We start from the raw sequence: 19172 nt of genomic DNA, 5'->3' as shown, positions 1-19172 counted from the left end.
CCGGACAGCGCGCTCGACGCGGTGTCCGGTTTGTGTGCTGCCAGGCTGGGCTGAATCAGCTGCGGTAGTCGGCGTTGATCTTTACGTAGTCGTAGGAGAAATCGCAGGTCCACACTGTGGCAGCCGCATCACCGCGGGCGAGATCGATGCGCACGGTGAGTTCCGCTTCTTTCATGATCCGGGTGCCGGCTTCTTCAACGTAGCTCTCAGCCCGGCCACCGTGCTCGGCGACCAGCACGGACTCTGCCGTGTTGCCGAGCCAGACGCGAAGCCTGGAGACATCGAGGTCGTCGATGCCCGCATAACCGATCGCAGCTAGAATCCGCCCGAGGTTGGGATCGGACGCAAAGAACGCGGTCTTGACCAGCGGCGAGTGGCCCACCGCATAAGCTACCTTGCGGCACTCGTCACGGCTTGCGCCACCTTCGACGACGATGCTCATGAACTTGGTCGCGCCCTCACCGTCGCGAACGATGGCCTGTGCAAGCCGGATCGACACGTCGACGATTGCGTCGCGCAGTGCGGCGTAATCGGCCGTGCTCGCGTCGGTAATCTCTGCGTTGCCGGCCTGCCCCGTTGCGATCACGATGAAGGAGTCGTTGGTCGAGGTATCACCATCGATGGTGATGCTGTTGAAGGACAGATCCGCCGCTTCGCGCGTCACGGCCTCCAGCAGCGGCTGACTGATCGCAGCATCGCAGGCGAGAAAACCGAGCATGGTTGCCATGTTGGGCCTGATCATGCCCGCGCCCTTGCTGATACCGGTGAGCGTGATGGTGCGCCCGCCCACGACGACCTGCTTCGAGACGCCCTTCGCCAGGGTATCGGTGGTCATGATCGCGTGCGCAGCGTCGAACCAGCCATTGGCGCGGAGATCCGACACGGCCTTCGGCAGACCGGCCACCAGGCGGTCAACCGGCAGCGGCTCGAGAATGACGCCGGTCGAAAACGGGAGCACCTGTTCCGCACCGATATCCAGCCGCGCCGCCACCGCTTCGCACGTCGTTCGCGCGTTGGCCAGGCCCGACTCGCCGGTGCCGGCATTGGCCACACCGGTGTTGATCACCAATGCACGAATGTCGCCGAGCGGCAGGTGCGTCTTGCACAGCTGAACCGGCGCTGCGCAGAAACGGTTCAGCGTGAACACGCCTGCAACACGGCTGCCCGGTGCAAGTTCGATCACGGTCAGGTCGCGCCGGTTGGCCTTGCGGATACCCGCTTCGGCAACACCCAGACGCACGCCGGCGACAGCGTTCAGCTCAGCCGGGTTCGGAGTCGTCAGATTTACAGCCATGGTGTTCTCCTGGACCGGCTCAGCTCAGCTTGCCGTGACAGTGTTTGTACTTCTTGCCCGATCCGCAGGGGCATGCATCGTTGCGCCCGACCTTGGGCCCGGCCGTGGCCGGCTGCGGGGCATCGCCGCCCGCAGCGGCCTTGCCCAGTGCCTCGTCGTAATCGGCGTGGTGATACTGCACGTTCTCGACGTCTGACTGCGGTTCGGCCTCATCGAGCTGCGATTCGGTACGAATCTGCACCGTCATCAGCAGCTTGCTGACATCGGCACGGACCGCATCGAGCAGGGTCTCGAACAGCTCGAACGCTTCGCGCTTGTATTCCTGCTTGGGGTTCTTCTGCGCATACCCGCGCAGGTGGATGCCCTGACGCAGGTGATCCAGCGCCGCAAGGTGCTCCCGCCAGTGGGTGTCGAGGCTTTGCAGCATCACATTGCGCTCGAACTGCTGCCACGCCACCGGATCGACCGTCGCGGTCTTGGCGGCATAGGCGGCTTCGGCCGCTTCGAGAATGCGCTTCAGAATCGCGTCGTCATCCAGGCTCGGCTCGGCCTTGATCCACTCGGCCACGTCCAGCTTGAGCTGGAAGTCGGCCGCGAGTGCCTGCTCCAGCGCGGGCACGTCCCACTGCTCTTCCACGGTGTCCAGCGGCACGTAGAGGCGGAAGGTGTCATGCACAACGCCCTGGCGCATCGCGGTGATCGTGTCGGAGATGCTCTCGCTCTCAAGCAGCTCGTTGCGCTGCTGGTAGATCACCTTGCGCTGATCGTTGGAGACGTCGTCGTACTCAAGCAGCTGCTTGCGGATATCGAAGTTGCGCTGCTCCACCTTGCGCTGCGCAGATTCCAGCGAGCGGGTGACCATTGCATGCTCGATGGCCTCGCCTTCAGGCATCTTGAGGCGGACCATGATCGCGTTCAGGCGCTCGCCGGCGAAGATCTTCATCAGCGGATCTTCAAGCGAGAGGTAGAAACGGCTCGAACCCGGGTCGCCCTGACGGCCCGAACGGCCGCGCAGCTGATTGTCGATACGACGCGACTCGTGGCGCTCGGTACCGATGATGTGAAGACCGCCCGCGGCACAGACCTGCTCATGCACCTTCTGCCACTCCGCGCGCAAGGTGGCGATGCGGCCCTCCTTCTCGCTTTCCGGAATGCTCTCGTCTTCACGCAGCAAGGACACCGGCTTCTCGATATTGCCGCCCAGCACGATGTCGGTACCGCGACCGGCCATGTTGGTGGCAATCGTCACCACACCGGGGCGGCCGGCCTGAGCGACGATCTGGGCTTCGCTGTCGTGCTGCTTGGCATTGAGCAGCTGATGCGCAATCTTGGCCTTGTTCAGCAGGCCGGACAGGTACTCGTTGGTCTCGATCGAGGTCGTACCCACCAGCACGGGCTGCCCGCGACTGACGCAGCCTTCGATATCGGCGATCACCGCATCCCACTTTTCCTTGGCGGTGCGATAGACCTTGTCGTTCTCGTCGCGCCGTGCGGCCGGACGATTGGTCGGAATGACGACCGTCTCGAGACCGTAGATGGAGTGGAACTCGAACGCTTCGGTGTCGGCCGTACCCGTCATGCCGGCGAGCTTGCCGTACATGCGGAAGTAGTTCTGGAAGGTGATCGAGGCCAGGGTCTGATTCTCGGCCTGGATGCGCGCGCCTTCCTTAGCCTCGACGGCCTGGTGCAGACCGTCGGACCAGCGCCGGCCCGCCATCAGGCGCCCGGTGAACTCGTCGACGATAACCACTTCGCCGTTCTGGACGACGTAGTGCTGATCCTTGTGATACAGCGCGTGGGCACGCAGCGAGGCGTAGAGATGGTGCACCAGCAGGATGTTGCCCGGCTCATAGAGGCCGCTGCCTTCCGGCAGCAGGCCCATGCGCACCAGCAGCTGTTCGGCCGTCTCGTGCCCCTGCTCGGTCAGCAGCACCTGATGGGCCTTGAGGTCGACCGTGTAGTCGCCCGGCACGGTCACATCGTCGCCTTCGCCCTCCTGCTTTTTCAGCAGCGGCGCAACCTGGTTCATCTTCAGGTACAGCTCGGTGTGATCTTCGGCCTGGCCGGAGATGATCAGCGGCGTGCGCGCTTCGTCGATGAGGATGGAGTCCACTTCGTCGACAATGGCGAAGTTCAGTTTGCGCTGAACACGTTCGCCGGTGTTGTACACCATATTGTCGCGCAGGTAGTCGAACCCGAACTCGTTGTTGGTGCCGTAGGTGATATCGGACGCATAGGCCGCCTGCTTTTCCTGGTGCGACATGCGCGACAGGTTGCAGCCGGTGGTCAGCCCGAGGAAACCGAAGATCCGGCCCATCCAGTCGGCGTCGCGGCTGGCCAGGTAATCGTTGACGGTGATGACATGCACGCCCTTGTCGGCAAGCGCATTCAGGTAGGCCGGCAGCGTGGCGACCAGGGTCTTGCCCTCGCCGGTACGCATCTCGGCAATCCTGCCGTCGTGCAGCACCATGCCGCCAATGAGCTGCACGTCGAAGTGGCGCATGCCGTGCACCCGCTTGCCCGCTTCGCGCACCACGGCAAAAGCCTCGGGCAGCAGCGCATCAAGCGTTTCGCCGTTTGCAACACGCTGCCTGAACTCGGCAGTCTTGCCTTTGAGCGCTTCGTCCGACAGCGCCGAGATCTCGGGCTCCAGAGCATTGATCCGACGAACGGTCTGCGAATACTGGCGGATCAGACGGTCGTTACGTGTACCGAATAATTTCTTGAGAAGGCCGGAGAACATGAGATGGGGTCGACGTCGATTCGGCAAAGCGGCGAGTTTATCATGTCGGACTGTCCTCCCATATTTCTCCCTCATTTAGCGACCCGAAACTCATGAGCAAGCTCCTGCAACGATACCTTGGCGCCGGCAATGCACTTGCCCGCCTGCAGGACCATGCAGCCCGGCTGCGCCGCCTGCAGACCGTCCTCGACGGCGGCCTGCCCCCCCAGTTCGCGCATGTGTGCAGCGTGGTCAATCTGAAGGATGACGTGCTGGTGATCGCCACCCGTGGCAGCGCCCTTGCAGTGCGCCTCAAGCAGATGGCGCCCTCCCTGATGGACCACTTCCTGCACGCGGGCTACCCGCTGCAGTCGATCAGGATCAAGGTGTCCACGCCCGAGGAGACCGTCGTACAACGCGCACCGACCGTGCGCACGGTGTCGCCGGCGGCCAAGAATCAGTTGCGGGAATTTGCTGCGACGCTGCCCAAGGACTCACCGCTGCGCGATGCGCTCGAGCGGCTAGCGCGCCTCAGCAGGGAAAGCTGACAGAGCGTCAGATCATGGGCACCAGCAGGCGCTCGAGGGCAAACAGGGACAGAAAAACAAAGAGAACGACCAGGCCGGCACGAAAGATCTTCCATGCCCACTGCCGATAGCGGCGGTTGCCGGTCAGCAGCCACAGCAGGATGGAGCCGGCAATCCCGAGCACCAGCAGCAGACCGACAATCCGCAGCACGAGCATCGCGGGGACTCAGGTCGCCAGCGCGGCGTCGGCAAACTGATGCACGACAGCAGCAGGCGTAGCGGCTACTTTTTCGAAGGTCACGATTTCCCAGGCCGAAGCGTCTTCGAGCAGAACGCGCAGCACCTGGTTGTTCAGTGCATGCCCGGCCTTGTGAGCCGAATAGGCGGCGAGCAGCGGATGGCCGCACAGGTACAGGTCGCCGATGGCGTCGAGGACCTTGTGCTTGACGAACTCGTCGGCGTAGCGCAGCCCTTCGGCGTTGAGCACGCGGTACTCGTCCATCACGATGGCGTTGTCGAGGCTGCCGCCCAGCGCAAGGCCGTTTGCGCGCATGAACTCGACGTCCTGCATGAAGCCGAAGGTGCGGGCCCGTGCCACATCGCGAATGTATGAATGTTCGGCGAAGTCGATATTGACCGACGTCGAGGTACTGTCGATCGCGGGATGGTTGAACACGATGGAAAACTGCAGCTTGAAGCCGTCGTACGGCTCAAGGCGTACCCACTTGTCGCCCTCGCGATACTCCACAGCCTTCTTGACCCGCATGAACTTCTTGGGCGCGGACTGCTCTTCGATGCCCGCTGACTGCAACAGGAACACAAAAGGACCGGAACTGCCGTCGAGAATCGGGATTTCGGGCGCATCGACATCGACGTGCAGGTTGTCGATGCCGAGGCCGGCCAGCGCCGACATCAGGTGTTCGACCGTACCCACCTTCTCACCGCCCTGTTCCAGTCCGGAGCACATCCGGGTGTCGCACACGGCATAGGGATCGGCAGGCAGATCGAGCGGCGGATCAAGATCGACGCGGTGAAAGACGATACCCGTGTCCGGCGCGGCCGGACGCAGCACGAGATTGACCTTGCGTCCGCCGTGGAGGCCTACGCCGGTTGCCTTGACGATCGATTTGAGTGTTCGCTGCCTGATCATGTGTTTCATTCCCGTTTCACACCCGCAGTTTAGCACGCCCCAAATTTCCAGTTGCAGTGCACAAAAGAGACGGGCACCCGCGCGCGAACCGGAGGCGGCGGTTCGCGCGTGAGTGCCCGTGCGGGCCCGCAGGAAGCGGGATCAGTCTGCCTGACGACGCAGGAAGGCCGGGATGTCGTAGGTACCGACGCCGTTGTTGCTCATCGCATCGACGGTCGTACGGCGACCACTGCGCATTACGGCAGGCACGTCGAGATTGTTCATATCGACGCCGCTGTTCGGGCCGTAGGTACCCGTACCCTGCACCACCTGCATCACCGGCTGGCGAGCGGTAGCACGCGGCGTACCGAGACCGGTGGCGACGACGGTGATGCGGATGCGGTCTTCCATGCTGTCTTCAAACACGGTGCCGTACTTGACGAAGGCTTCCGGTGCGGCAAACGCCTGCACCGTCTTCACCGCATCGCGCACTTCGGACATCTTCAGCGACTTGCTGGCGGTGATGTTGATCAGCACACAGCGCGCGCCGGAGAGCTCGGTCCCCTCGAGCAGCGGCGATACGGCTGCCTGCTCGGCGGCAATCCGCGCACGGTCCATTCCGGCGGCTTCTGCGGAACCCATCATCGCGCGGCCCATTTCGGCCATCGCGGTACGCACGTCCTGGAAGTCGACGTTGACCAGGCCCGGCACATTGATGATCTCGGCGATACCGCCAACGGCCGAACGCAGCACGTTGTCGGCCGAACGGAAGCATTCCTCGAAGCCGGCGTCGTCACCGAAGACGTCGAGCAGCTTGTCGTTGAGCACGACGATCAGCGAATCCACGTGGCGGGTCAGTTCCTCGACACCGCTCTCGGCCACACGAATGCGGTTCTCGAAGTCGAAGGGCTTGGTCACCACGGCAACGGCCAGAATGCCCATCTCCTTGGCGATCTCGGCCACGACAGGCGCAGCACCTGTACCCGTACCACCACCCATGCCGCCAGTGATGAAACACATGTGCGCACCTTCCAGTGCGGCGGCGATCGCCTCGCGCGACTCCTGAGCTGCAGCGCGACCGGCTTCAGGCTTGGAGCCTGCGCCCAGACCCGTAACGCCGAGCTGAATCTTGGTCGGGGCCAGACAGCGTGCCAGCGCCTGCGCATCGGTGTTTGCGGAGATGAAATCCACCCCTTTCACACCCTCGCGGATCATGTGGTCGACGGCGTTCCCGCCGGCACCACCCACACCGACCACCTTGATGATCGTTCCAACCGGCTCTTTCTCAATGATTTCAAACATTTGCCTCGCCTCCTTGATAAACGGCCCTGCTACACTCAGAACGTCCGTTTAACCCGCATTTAGTATTAACTGTGAAGTGTAATACTAAATCTAGGTATCAAAACAGACACTCATTCAAAATGACTGGCTGCACCTGCAGTCGGTCAGAAATTTCGCTCGAACCATGACTTCATGCGTCCGAAGAACTGTTTCACGCCGCGCGTATCGCGCGCCTGCAAGCCTCTCCTGCGCTGCGCTGCGCCTTCGATCACCAGCCCCATCGCGGCCGCATAGCGCGGCTGACACACCACGTCGGCCAGACCGCCGTCGTACTGCGGCGCACCGACCCTGACCGGCATGTGGAACACGTCCTCGCCGAGTTCGACCATGCCTTCCATGACTGCCGAACCACCGGTGAGCACGATGCCCGACGACAGCAACTCTTCGTAACCGCTGCGGCGCAGCTCCGCCTGCACAAGCTCGAAGAGCTCGGACACCCGCGGCTCGATCACATCTGCCAGACGCTGACGCGACAGCGGGCGCGGCGGACGATCGCCCACACCGGGCACTTCGATCATTTCCTCGGGATCGGCGAGGGTGTGCATCGCCACCCCGTGGCGGATCTTGATCTCCTCGGCCTCCGAGGTCGGCGTACGCAGCGCCATTGCGATGTCGTTGGTGATCTGGTCGCCTGCAACCGGAATCACCGCCGTGTGGCGAATGGCACCCTGAGTGAACACTGCGATGTCGGTCGTGCCTCCGCCGATATCGACCATGCACACGCCGAGTTCCTTCTCGTCCTCGGTCAGCACCGCGTAGCTCGACGCCAGCGGCTGCAGGATCAGGTCCATGACCTCGAGCCCGCAGCGACGCACGCACTTGACCACGTTCTGAGCGGCCGACACGGCGCCGGTGACGATGTGCACCTTGACCTCGAGCTTGACGCCGCTCATGCCGATCGGTTCGCGCACGCCACCCTGGCCATCGATGATGAATTCCTGGGTGAGGATGTGCAGGATCTGCTGTTCGGCCGGAATCGGCATCGCACGCGCGACCTCGATCACCCGCTCCACATCCATCGGCGTGACTTCCTTGTCCTTGATCGCCACCATGCCATTGGAGTTGAAGCTCTTGATATGGCTGCCGGCAATGCCGGTGTAGAGATCATGGATCTTGCACTCGGCCATCAGTTCGACTTCCTGGATCACCCGGGAAATCGCATCGACCGTGGCTTCGATATTGACCACCACACCGCGCTTGAGGCCGTTGGTCGGCTGCGTGCCGAGGCCGACGACATTGAGTCGTCCGTCAGGGCGCACCTCGGCCACCATGCAGGTGATCTTGGAAGTGCCGATATCGAGACCGACGATCAGTTCTTTGAAATCCTTGCTCATTTCTTGCCTTTCGTTGCCTGGTTCCGGCCGACCGGCACGGCATCAATGGGAGTCAATGCAAAACCGCCCGGGTAGCGGAGATCCGCCACGGCGACCTGTAATCCGATGGAGTCCCGAACTTCGGGCCAGGCTGCGACGAAGCGCTTCAACCTGGCCTCGAGGGGGACACGCTCCTGCTCGCGCCCGAGCACGATGAGCACGCCGTTATCAAGCTTGAGCTGCCAAGCCTCGCGCGCCGACAACATCAGGCCCATCAGCGACGCGCCCATCGGCTTCAGCATTCCGGAGTAGGTCTCGTAGCGCGCCAGCAGCGTTGCTGCCGACCCCTGCGGGCCGGAGAACGCGGGCATGCGGGCATCGCTCGATGCGGTAAACACCTCGCCCTGACGGTTGACCAGGCGCGTGTCGCCGCTCTCGGTCGCCGTCCAGTACGCAACCGCCTGGTGCTCCTCAAGGCGCAGTTCGATGCCATCGGGCCAGCGCCTGCGCACTTCGGCACGCCGCACCCAGGGCAGCTTCTCGAACGCCGAGCGCACCGAATCAAGCTCGATGGTGAAGAAATTGCCGCGGATCGCCGTGCGTGCCACGTATTGCAGTTGCGCCTCGGTCACCTGCCCCGGCGGGGTCAATACCACCAGTTCGCGCAGCGGAAACAGCGGCCGCGACAGAAACCATGTCACCAGGGCCCAGCCCAGACCGATGGCTGCGAACAGCATCAGCACGTCGGAGAACAGATCAAGCAATGCCGGACGATTCCACAGCCCACGGTCGTCGCGCGCGTTCGTCCGCTGCCCGGCCTTGCGGGCAGATGCTGCAGCGGATCGCATGCGCGCTTCAGCCAAGGCGGGCTCCCTTGAGCAGTTCAAGGCACAAGGCCTCGAAGGAGAGGCCCGCAACACTGGCCGACATCGGCACCAGCGAATGCCCGGTCATGCCGGGCGAGGTATTCATTTCCAGCAGGTAGGGCTTGCCGTCCTCGGTCAGGATCAGGTCTGCGCGGCCCCAGCCACGACATCCGAGCACACGTGCGCTCTTCATCACCAGCGCCTGCAGCGCCTGCTCCTCGGCTTCGGGCAGGCCGCAGGGACAGTCGTAGCGGGTGACGTCGGTAAAGTACTTGTTCTGGTAGTCGTAATTGCCATCGGGCGCGACGATGCGCACCAGCGGCAGAACGCGATCCTCGAGGAAGGGAGCGGTGAGCTCCTGACCGGACACGAACTCCTCTGCGATCACCAGGCTGTCGTAGCGTGCGGCCAACTCCCATGCGGCCTTGAGCTGAGCGGCTTCGACCACCTTGGTGGCGCCCATGCTCGAGCCTTCGTGCGCGGGCTTGACGAAGATCGGCAGCCCGAGGTCTGCGACCACCGCGGCCCAGTCGGTATCGGCGTCAAGAATGGCGTAGCGCGGCGTGGGCAGACCGGCCGCCAGCCACACCATCTTGGTCCGCCACTTGTCCATCGAGATCGCGGAAGCCATGACGCCGCTGCCGGTATAGGGGATGCCCATGAGTTCGAGCGCGCCCTGCACCGTGCCGTCTTCGCCACCGCGTCCATGCAGGGCGATGAACACACGGTCGAAGCCTTCTTCCTTGAGGATGTGCAGATCGCGCTCGGCCGGATCGAAAGCGTGCGCATCGACCCCGGCGTGCTGCAGCGCTGCGAGCACGGCTGCGCCCGACATCAGCGATACCTCACGCTCGGCGGACGAGCCCCCGAACAGCACTGCGACCTTTCCGAAACGCGCCTTCACGACTGATCCTCGCTGTTGCAAAGCTTGCCGGGTACGGCGCCGATGCTGCCGGCACCCATGGTGATGACCACATCGCCGTCCTGGGCGAGGTCGAGCATGGCCTGCGGCATGTCGGCGATATCCTCGATGAACACCGGCTCCACTTTTCCGGCCACACGCAGGGCGCGAGCCAGACTGCGCCCGTCGGCAGCCACGACCGGCGCTTCGCCGGCGGCATAGACTTCGCTCAGCAGGAGCGCATCGACCGTCGACAGCACCTTGACGAAATCCTCGAAACAGTCGCGGGTGCGGGTAAATCGGTGCGGCTGGAAAGCAAGCACCAGACGACGGTCGGGGAAGGCGCCGCGCGCGGCTGCAATGGTTGCAGCCATCTCGACCGGATGGTGGCCGTAGTCATCGATCAGGGTGAAGCTGCCGCCGTTTGCGAGTGCGATTTCGCCATAGCGCTGGAAGCGGCGGCCAACGCCGCGGAACTCCGAAAGCGCCTTGATGATGGCGGCGTCCGGCACCTGCACTTCGGTTGCCACCGCAATCGCGGCAAGCGCGTTGAGCACGTTGTGCAAACCCGGCAGGTTGAGCTCGATCGGCAGGCGCGAAGTCGTGCCATTGACCCGTACCGCGTCAAACTTCATCCGCCCGTTCTCTGCGCGGATATTCTCGGCACGGATGTTGGCCGTCTCCGACAGACCGTAGCGCACCACCTGCTTCGACACCAGGGGCATGATCGACCGCACGTGCGGATCGTCCTCGCACAGCACGGCCACACCGTAGAAGGGCAGGCGCTGGAGGAAATCCACGAAGGCCTGCTTCAGGCGGGCGAAGTCGTGGCCATAGGTATCCATGTGATCGGCATCGATGTTGGTCACCACCGAGATCACCGGGCTCAGCATCAGGAAGGACGCGTCCGACTCGTCGGCCTCGGCCACCAGAAAGTCGCCCTTGCCCAGGCGTGCATTGGCGCCTGCCGCATTGAGGCGGCCACCGATGACGAAGGTCGGATCCATTCCGCCTTCTGCAAGAATGCTGGCGACCAGCGACGTCGTCGTGGTCTTGCCATGGGTGCCGGCAATTGCGATACCGCTCTTGAGCCGCATCAGCTCTGCAAGCATCTGGGCACGCGGCACGACCGGAATGTGGCGCGCACGCGCAGCGATCACTTCCGGGTTGTCGTTCTTGACTGCAGTGGATACAACCACGGCGTCAGCCGCCTCGACGTTGGCCGCGTCGTGACCGAGCACCACGCGCGCACCGGCGGCCTTCAGCCGGCGTGTCGCTGCGCTTTCGCTCAGATCCGAGCCGCTGACCCGGAACCCGAGGTTAACCAGCACTTCGGCAATGCCGCTCATGCCCGAGCCGCCAATGCCGACGAAATGAATGTTCTTTACCTTGTGCTTCATTTTTCTTCCCCGCCTGCCAGTTCTTCGCAGATACGGACGACTGCCTCGGTGGCGCGCGGCTTGGCCAGCGCCCGGGCATGTTCCGCCATCTGCAACAGGCGCGTTCGATCGAGACTGACGAGAATGCCGGCCAGTCGTTCGGCGTTGAGTTCGGTTTGCGGCAGCAGGTAGGCCGCGCCGTTATCGGCGAGGAATCCGGCGTTGCCGGTCTGGTGGTCATCGACTGCGTGCGGAAAGGGCACAAGCAGGCTCGCCGCTCCGACCGCAGCAAGTTCCGCTACGGTAAGTGCCCCCGAGCGCGAGATGACGAGGTCCGCAGCCGCATATTCCCCGGCCATGTCCTGAATGAAGGGACGCAGATCACCTTCGACACCTGCGCCCGCATAGGCGGCACGCAAGGCCTCGATCTGCTTCTCGCCCGCCTGGTGCACTACGATGGGACGGACTGCGGCGGGAATCCGGGCCAGGGCCTGCGGCAGCGTCTCGTTGAGCACCGCAGCGCCGAGGCTGCCACCGACTACCAGCAGGCGCAGCGGACCTTCCCGCCCGGCGAATCGCTCGGCAGGTGGCGCAACCGCGCTGATTTCCGTACGCACGGGGTTGCCGACCCAGCCGGCCTTCTTCAGTGCATGCGGAAAGCCGGACAGCACCTTGTCCGCGACCATTGCCAGCACCCGGTTGGCAAGACCCGCCACCGAGTTCTGTTCGTGCAGCACCAGCGGCCGCCCGAGCAGTACCGCCATCATGCCGCCGGGAAACGTGATGTAGCCGCCCATGCCGATCACGACGTCGGGCCGGACACGGCGCAGTTCGCGCAGCGCCTGCCAGAATCCCGACAGCAGGTTGAGCGGAAGCATCAGCTTGCGCATCAGCCCCTTGCCGCGCAGCGCACCGAAGCGAACCCACGCGGTGTCGTAGCCGTAGGTCGGCACGATGCGCGCTTCCATACCGTCAGGATTGCCCATCCATACGATGTGCCAGCCCTTCGCCTTGAGCGCCTCGGCGACCGCCACGCCGGGGAAGATATGGCCGCCTGTGCCGCCAGCCATCATCAACAGGGTTTTCATGACCCGCCCCCCCGTTTCATTTGCCTGACTTCCCAGTCGATCCGCAGCAGAATGGCGAGCGCCAGGCAGTTGGCCACGATGCCCGAACCGCCGAAGCTCATCAGCGGCAGGGTCAGCCCCTTGGTCGGCAGCAAGCCGGTGTTCACACCCATGTTGATGAAGGACTGGACGCCCATCCACAGGCCGATGCCCTGCGCCACCAGGCCGGAGAAATAGCGCTCGAGCTTGATTGCCTCACGACCGATGACGAAGGCGCGCTGAATCAGGATCGCAAACATCCCGACGACCACGACCACGCCGACAAATCCGAGCTCTTCGGCAATCACCGAGAGCAGGAAGTCGGTATGCGCTTCGGGCAGGTAGAAGAGTTTCTCGACGCTCGCACCGAGGCCGACGCCGAACCATTCGCCGCGACCGAAGGCGATCAGCGCATGCGACAGCTGATAGCCCTTGCCGAATGCGTCCTGCCAGGGGTCCATGAAGCCGAAAATGCGCTCGCGCCGATAGGGTGAAGTCCAGATCAGAATCACGAAACCGATCAGCGCCACGACGCCGAGCAGCGCGAACACGCGGATATTCACGCCGCCGAGGAAGAGCACACCGAACGCAATCGCGGTGATCACCACGAAGGCGCCGAAGTCGGGCTCGCGCAGCAGCAGGAAACCGACGAACAGGATGACCATCATCATCGGCAGGAAGCCGCGCTTGAAGCTGCCCATGGCGTCGAGCTTGCGCACCGTGTAGTCCGCCGCATAGATCGCGGCAAACACCTTCATCAGCTCCGAGGGCTGCAGGTTGACCGGGCCAAGCGACAGCCAGCGCTGCGCGCCATTGACCTCGCGCCCGACACCCGGAATCAGCACCACGATCAGCAGCACCACGCCGCCCACGAACAGGGCGGGCGCGAGCCGCTGCCACTGTGTCATCGGCAGCTGGAACGCCACCAGCCCGACACCGATGCCGACCGCAAGGAAGACCGCGTGGCGCATCAGGAAATAATGCGACTGGTTGCCGGTAAAGCGGCTGCCCTCGGCAATCGCGATCGAGGCTGAATACACCATCACCAAGCCAAGCAGCAGCAGGCCGACCGCGGACCAGATCAGCAGCAGATCGAGCTCACGAGCCGGTGCCGACGGGCGCATCATGCGCGCGACCGTGCGTGCCCCGGCGCTGCTGGTGGGCGGCGTACGGGAGGCAAACATTCCGGCGAGCGCGGCTGAAATCTTCATCGGGCGCTGACCCCCGGCAGCCTGCGCGCGGCCGCGACAAAGACGTCGGCACGGTGCGCATAGTTGCGGAACATGTCGAGGCTGGAGCAGGCCGGTGAGAGCAGCACCACATCGCCGGGCTGGGCCAGCTGCGCAGCACGCTCAACAGCCGCATCGAGGCTGTCGGCATGCTCGAGCGGGACGCCGCATCCCGCGACACCCGCCTCGATCCGTGCCGCATCACGTCCGATGAGCACGGCAGCACGAACATGGCGCGAGAACGGCTCTGCAAGCGGCGAGAAGTCCTGCCCCTTGCCGTCGCCGCCGGCGATCAGCACGACCGTGCCGGCAAGACCGTCCAGCGCTGCAACCGTGGCACCGACGTTCGTGCCCTTGGAATCGTCGTAGAAGCGCACGCCGTCGTCACGTTCGGCAACCAGTTCAACCCTGTGCGGGAGGCCGCGGAAGGCGCGCAGCGCAGGCAGCAGGGACTGCGGGTCCAGACCAAGGCCGGCTTCGCACAAGGCCAGGGCCGCCATCGCATTGGCGGCATTGTGGCGCCCGGCGATCGGCAACGCGGCCAGCGGAATAAGCCGCTCATCACCACGCTCAAGCCAGTCTTCACCGGCCTGACTGATCAGGCCGTAATCGTCGGCACACTGCGGCGCCGACGTAGAAAAGCCGAGCACTTTCCGTCCCGGTCGCGCCATCGCCAGCACGCGTTCGTCGTCCCGGTTAAGCACCTGCGCACCCTTGCCCTCGAAGATCTTCGCCTTGGTCGCGGCGTAGGCTTCGAGATCGGCGTAGCGGTCGAGGTGGTCGTCGGTCACGTTGAGCACGGTCGCTGCATCCGGATCGAGCCCTTCCATGGTCTCGATCTGGAAGCTCGACAGTTCGAGCACCCAGCACGCGGGCAGATCCCCGCCGCTGTCGAGACGGTCCATGAGCACGTCGAGGGCGGCCGGGCTGATATTGCCCGCCGCGACGGCATCCATGCCCGACGCTGCGGCCAGTGCCGCGGTCAGCGCGGTTGTGGTGGTCTTGCCGTTGGTCCCGGTGATGGCGATGATGCGGGTCTCGTCCCTCACACCGAGGTCGCGCAATGCCGCAGCAAGCAGGCTCATCTCGCCGGTGACCGGCAGGCCGCGGCGCGTAGCTTCGGCAATCACGCCCGTGCGGGGGTCTAGGCCGGGACTGATCGCAAGCAGATCGACACCGTCGAGCACTTCATTTCCGAAAACACCCGTGATGATCTCGGACAGCGGCACGTCCTGCTGCAGGGTATCGAGACCCGGCGGCCGCTCGCGACTGTCGGCCACGCGCAGACGCGCACCCTGGCGCCCGCACCAGCGTGCCATCGCGAGACCGGATTCACCCAGCCCGAGTACCAGAACGTGTTTACCTGCGAACGTGCTCATCTCAGTTTCAGCGTCGACAAACCAAACAGCACCAGCATGATGGTGATGATCCAGAAGCGGACCACCACCTGCGTTTCCTTCCATCCACCCAGCTCGTAGTGGTGATGCAGCGGCGCCATGCGGAAGATCCGCTTGCCACCGCTAATCTTGAAGTACAGCACCTGCACCATCACCGACAGGGTTTCAGCAACGAACAGCCCGCCCATGATGAAGAGCACGATTTCCTGACGCACGATGACGGCGATGGTCCCGAGCGCGGCGCCCAGCGCCAGCGCACCGACGTCGCCCATGAACACTTCGGCCGGATAGGCGTTGAACCACAGGAAGCCGAGCCCGGCACCGCAGATCGCGCCGCAGAACACCGCGAGCTCGCCTGCACCGGCGACATAGGGCACACCGAGATACTTCGAGAAGCCGACATGCCCGGCAACATAGGCAAAGATCGCGAGTGCGCCGGCCACCATCACCGTTGGCATGATCGCGAGGCCGTCGAGACCGTCAGTCAGGTTGACCGCGTGGCTGGTGCCGTTGATGACGAAATAGGTCAGCGCGATGAAGCCGAAGACGCCCAGCGGATACGTCACGGCCTTGAAGAAGGGCACGATCAGTTCGGTTTCGGCTGGCGTGCTCGCGGTCACACCTAGGAAGATCGCCGCAGCCAGCGCAATCAGCGAGGTCCACAGATACTTCCAGCGGCTGGCCAGCCCCTTGGGGTCACGGTGCACCACCTTGCGCCAGTCATCCACCCAGCCCACGGCACCGAAGCCGAGCGTGACGAACAGCGTCACCCAGATGTAGCCATTGCTGAGATCGCCCCACAGGAAGACGGTGACCGCAATCGACAGCAGGATGAGGGCGCCGCCCATTGTCGGCGTACCGGTCTTGGTCAGGTGTGACTTCGGACCATCGTCGCGCACCGCCTGACCGATCTTCTTCGCGGCCAGCCAGCGGATCACGCCCGGCCCTGCCATCAGGGAAAGCGCGAGCGCAGTCAGCGCGGCCAGCACCGTACGCAGCGTGATGTAGCCGAAGACATTGAAGCCGCGGATATCCTGACTGAGCCAGAGCGCGAGTTCGTGCAGCATATTAGGAACCTGTTTCCGTACGAGGGGCGGTATTGTGCAGTGCAGCGAGCGCATCCGCCACACGTTCCATGCGCATGAAGCGCGAGCCCTTCACCAGCACCACCGAATCGGCATCGAGTTGCCCGGCAAGCGCTTCGACCAGGGCCTCGACGCTGCCGAAATGGGCACCACCTTCGCCGAAGTTGCGCGCGGCCACCGCGCTTACATCGCCCAGTGCGTAAAGCCCGTCGACACCCTTGCTCTTGGCATAGCCGCCGATTTCGTCATGCACCTGAGCGCTGGTCTCGCCGATCTCGCCCATGTCGCCGAGCACCAGAAACGTATGCCCGGGCGTCAGCGCCAGAACGTCGATTCCCGCGCGCACGGAATCGGGGTTGGCGTTGTAGCTGTCATCCAGAATGACCGAACCGTGCGGCCCGGAGCGACGCTGCAGACGTCCCTTGGTCCCGGCAAATTCGGTCAGCCCTTCGACCACCGCCTCCAGTGCTGCACCGGCTGCCAGGCAGGCTGCCGCCGCCGCAACGGCATTGCGTGCGTTGTGAAGACCCGGCACCTGCAGCGCGATCCCGACCCGCCCCTGCTGAGTGTCGAGTTCGAGCTGCGATCCGAGGCCGTGGAGGGTACACCGGCCGCGCACGTCCGCCGCCTCGTCGATACCGAATGTCACAATCCTGTGACCGGCGTTGAGCTCCCGCCAGTAGTCCACATGCGCATCGTCGGCGTTGATGATCGCCACGCCATCGGACCTGAGGCCCTGGTAGATGCTGCCTTTCTCGCGCGCCACTTCGGTCAGCGAGCCCATGCCCTGCAGGTGTGCCCGCTGCGCGTTGTTCACCACCGCCACGGTCGGTCGTGCGAGGCCGGTCAGGTAGGCAATCTCGCCCGGACGGTTCATCCCCATCTCGATCACGGCCGCACGATGGTGGTCACGCAGTTCAAGCAGCGTCAGCGGCAGGCCGATGTCGTTGTTCAGATTGCCCCGCGTCGCCAGCACGGCATCGCCACCCGCGCCGTTCAGGGCTGCGTCCGCGCGCATGATGGCTGCGCACATTTCCTTTACCGTGGTCTTGCCATTGCTGCCGGTCACACCGATCAGGGGCAGGTCGAAACCGGCACGCCAGGCGGCAGCAAGCGTGCCGAGTGCAAGCCGTGTGTCGTCCACGATCACCAGTGGCAAGGGCGCGCCCGGGTGCATTTCCGCCCAGCGCGAATCCACCAGTGCAGCGGCGGCCCCGGCGGCAGCGGCGACATCGATGAAATCGTGCCCGTCGAAGCGGTCGCCACGCAGGGCAACGAAGAGCTGCCCGGCCTGCAGATTACGGGTATCCGTTCCAACCAACTCGAAGCGCGCGGCACCGATGACCCGGGCATCCCGGGTAGCAAGGGCGCGCACCGCGTCCAGCAGCGTCATCATGTGTTGCTCCCCTCGTTCCATTCACGCAAGGCCGCACGGGCATGTTCAAGATCGAGGAAGGGCAGGCGCGTGCCATGAACTTCCTGATAGGGCTCATGCCCCTTTCCAGCAAGAAGGATCACATCGTCAGCGCCCGCGTCCGCAACCGCGGTCCGGATCGCCAGCGCGCGGTCAACGATGCTCTCCGCACCGGGACCTGCGCCCTCCATGATCGCGTCGATGATCTGCTGCGGATCTTCGCTGCGCGGGTTGTCACTCGTTACCACGACACGGTCGGCAAGCTCGCGCACCACCTCTCCCATCATCGGCCGCTTGCCGGGGTCGCGGTCACCGCCACAGCCAAACACGCAGATCAGCCGTCCTCTGCGGGTACGCACCGTACCGCGCAAGGCCTCGAGCACTTTCGCCAGCGCATCCGGAGAGTGCGCATAGTCAATCACGATCAAAGGCTCGCCCACGCCACCGACGAGTTGCATGCGGCCTTCGGGCGGCGTCAGCCTGGCCGCCACGTGCAGTGCTTCATCCAGTGCCACGCCGCGGGCAATCAGCGCTCCGATGACGGCAAGCAGGTTGGACACGTTGAAGGGGGCCACCATGCGCACCTGGAGATCAAACTTGCGGCCCTCCCAGAGCACGGTGAAACGCAGACCGGAAGCCGTGGCTTCAAGGCGGTCGCCGATCAGCACGCGAGCGCCCGGCACCGCGTCTGCATTCGAGGCGATACGGGTGTAGCCCAGCACGCGCCGCCCCTCGGCAAGCAGACGGCGCGCCTGCATCAGGCCGAAGGCATCGTCGAGGTTGATCACCACCTCGCCAACACCCGGCAGATCGAACATGCGGGCCTTGGCGGCCGCATAGGCATCCATCGTGCGGTGATAGTCGAGATGGTCCCGCGACAGGTTGGTGAAGATTGCAACATCGAAGCGGGCACCATTCACCCGCCCCTGGTCGAGCCCGATCGAGGACACTTCCATCGCGGCCGCACCCGCACCGCCCGCCACAAAGCCGGCCAGCAGGCGATGCAGATCGAGCGCGTCCGGGGTGGTATTGGCACTTGCCGACAGCTGGTCGACAAAGCCGCAGCCCAGCGTGCCGACGATGCCGCAGCGGCAACCGAGCTCATCCAGCGCCCGCGCCAGCCACTGGCTGACCGTGGTCTTGCCATTGGTGCCCGTCACGCCGGCGAGCCAGAGTTTCTCCGAGGGACGCTCGTAGATCTCGTGCGCCAGATGTCCGGCCAGTTCCCGCAGGCCATTGACCGCGATGAGCGGGCGGGCACCCGTGGCGCATTGAAAGCCGTCACTGCCTTCGTAAAGCACAGCAGCAGCACCCGCGGCGACGGCGGAGTCGATGAAGCGACGGCCGTCGGTCGCGTAGCCCGGCCACGCCGCAAAGACGTCGCCCGCGCCAACGCGGCGCGAATCGGCGGTGATGCCCGCGGGCGTGACGCCCTGCATGCGCAGCTGTTCGAGGATCGCCTGGGCCTG

Annotated in this window: 16 protein-coding genes; 1 reads left to right on the top strand and 15 read right to left on the bottom strand. The window is 64.3% G+C overall.

All coding sequences use genetic code 11. The features are described from left to right. Positions 1-55: 55 nt before the first annotated feature. Entirely contained in the window at positions 56-1294 is a 1239-nt protein-coding gene (argJ, locus tag AC22G6_RS01735; protein WP_487365357.1) for a bifunctional glutamate N-acetyltransferase/amino-acid acetyltransferase ArgJ, read from the bottom strand. Between the two features lie 19 nt (positions 1295-1313). Beyond that, on the bottom strand, positions 1314-4037 hold the full coding sequence (gene secA / locus AC22G6_RS01730) for a preprotein translocase subunit SecA (RefSeq protein WP_487365356.1): 2724 nt from the start codon (positions 4035-4037) through the stop codon (positions 1314-1316). 92 nt (positions 4038-4129) lie between these two features. Between secA and AC22G6_RS01725 the strand changes: the two genes are divergently transcribed. Continuing rightward, positions 4130-4564: a DciA family protein gene (locus AC22G6_RS01725; protein WP_487365355.1), complete on the top strand. Its 435-nt coding sequence runs from the start codon at positions 4130-4132 to the stop codon at positions 4562-4564. 7 nt (positions 4565-4571) lie between these two features. On the opposite strand, the gene AC22G6_RS01720 is transcribed toward AC22G6_RS01725, so the two are convergent. The 13 genes from AC22G6_RS01720 to AC22G6_RS01660 form a co-directional block, all read right to left on the bottom strand. Further along, on the bottom strand, positions 4572-4760 hold the full coding sequence (locus AC22G6_RS01720; RefSeq protein WP_487365354.1) for a hypothetical protein: 189 nt from the start codon (positions 4758-4760) through the stop codon (positions 4572-4574). A gap of 9 nt (positions 4761-4769) precedes the next feature. Next, positions 4770-5693 carry a UDP-3-O-acyl-N-acetylglucosamine deacetylase gene (lpxC, locus tag AC22G6_RS01715; RefSeq protein WP_487365353.1) on the bottom strand — a complete coding sequence of 308 codons (924 nt, stop codon included), beginning with the start codon at positions 5691-5693 and terminating at the stop codon, positions 4770-4772. Positions 5694-5834: 141 nt separating this feature from the next. Next, positions 5835-6974: a cell division protein FtsZ gene (gene ftsZ / locus AC22G6_RS01710; RefSeq protein WP_108950665.1), complete on the bottom strand. Its 1140-nt coding sequence runs from the start codon at positions 6972-6974 to the stop codon at positions 5835-5837. 143 nt (positions 6975-7117) lie between these two features. Next, entirely contained in the window at positions 7118-8347 is a 1230-nt protein-coding gene (ftsA, locus tag AC22G6_RS01705; protein ID WP_108950664.1) for a cell division protein FtsA, read from the bottom strand. Then, on the bottom strand, positions 8344-9174 hold the full coding sequence (locus AC22G6_RS01700; protein ID WP_487365352.1) for a cell division protein FtsQ/DivIB: 831 nt from the start codon (positions 9172-9174) through the stop codon (positions 8344-8346). The genes ftsA and AC22G6_RS01700 overlap by 4 nt, the downstream gene beginning before the upstream one ends. Positions 9175-9181: 7 nt before the next feature. Then, on the bottom strand, positions 9182-10096 hold the full coding sequence (locus AC22G6_RS01695; protein WP_487365351.1) for a D-alanine--D-alanine ligase: 915 nt from the start codon (positions 10094-10096) through the stop codon (positions 9182-9184). Then, positions 10093-11493, bottom strand: a complete 1401-nt coding sequence (murC, locus tag AC22G6_RS01690) for a UDP-N-acetylmuramate--L-alanine ligase (RefSeq protein WP_487365350.1) — start codon at positions 11491-11493, stop codon at positions 10093-10095. Before murC ends, AC22G6_RS01695 begins: the two co-directional genes overlap by 4 nt. After that, on the bottom strand, positions 11490-12560 hold the full coding sequence (murG, locus tag AC22G6_RS01685) for an undecaprenyldiphospho-muramoylpentapeptide beta-N-acetylglucosaminyltransferase (protein ID WP_487365349.1): 1071 nt from the start codon (positions 12558-12560) through the stop codon (positions 11490-11492). Before murG ends, murC begins: the two co-directional genes overlap by 4 nt. Continuing rightward, positions 12557-13789 (bottom strand): putative lipid II flippase FtsW, encoded by a 1233-nt coding sequence (gene ftsW, locus AC22G6_RS01680; RefSeq protein ID WP_487365348.1) that lies wholly within the window; start codon positions 13787-13789, stop codon positions 12557-12559. The genes murG and ftsW overlap by 4 nt, the downstream gene beginning before the upstream one ends. Beyond that, on the bottom strand, positions 13786-15186 hold the full coding sequence (gene murD, locus AC22G6_RS01675; protein ID WP_487365347.1) for a UDP-N-acetylmuramoyl-L-alanine--D-glutamate ligase: 1401 nt from the start codon (positions 15184-15186) through the stop codon (positions 13786-13788). Before murD ends, ftsW begins: the two co-directional genes overlap by 4 nt. Then, complete coding sequence (mraY, locus tag AC22G6_RS01670) at positions 15183-16271, bottom strand: phospho-N-acetylmuramoyl-pentapeptide-transferase (RefSeq protein ID WP_108950657.1); 1089 nt, start codon at positions 16269-16271, stop codon at positions 15183-15185. The genes murD and mraY overlap by 4 nt, the downstream gene beginning before the upstream one ends. Position 16272: 1 nt before the next feature. Next, positions 16273-17685: a UDP-N-acetylmuramoyl-tripeptide--D-alanyl-D-alanine ligase gene (locus AC22G6_RS01665; protein WP_487365346.1), complete on the bottom strand. Its 1413-nt coding sequence runs from the start codon at positions 17683-17685 to the stop codon at positions 16273-16275. Continuing rightward, on the bottom strand, positions 17682-19142 hold the full coding sequence (locus AC22G6_RS01660; protein WP_487365393.1) for a UDP-N-acetylmuramoyl-L-alanyl-D-glutamate--2,6-diaminopimelate ligase: 1461 nt from the start codon (positions 19140-19142) through the stop codon (positions 17682-17684). The genes AC22G6_RS01665 and AC22G6_RS01660 overlap by 4 nt, the downstream gene beginning before the upstream one ends. Between the last annotated feature and the right edge of the window lie 30 nt (positions 19143-19172).

Source organism: Parazoarcus sp. PS-13 R2A (genome assembly GCF_057621855.1).
The sequence above is the reverse complement of the archived record's forward strand: the minus strand, read 5'-3'. Positions and strand labels throughout refer to the sequence as shown.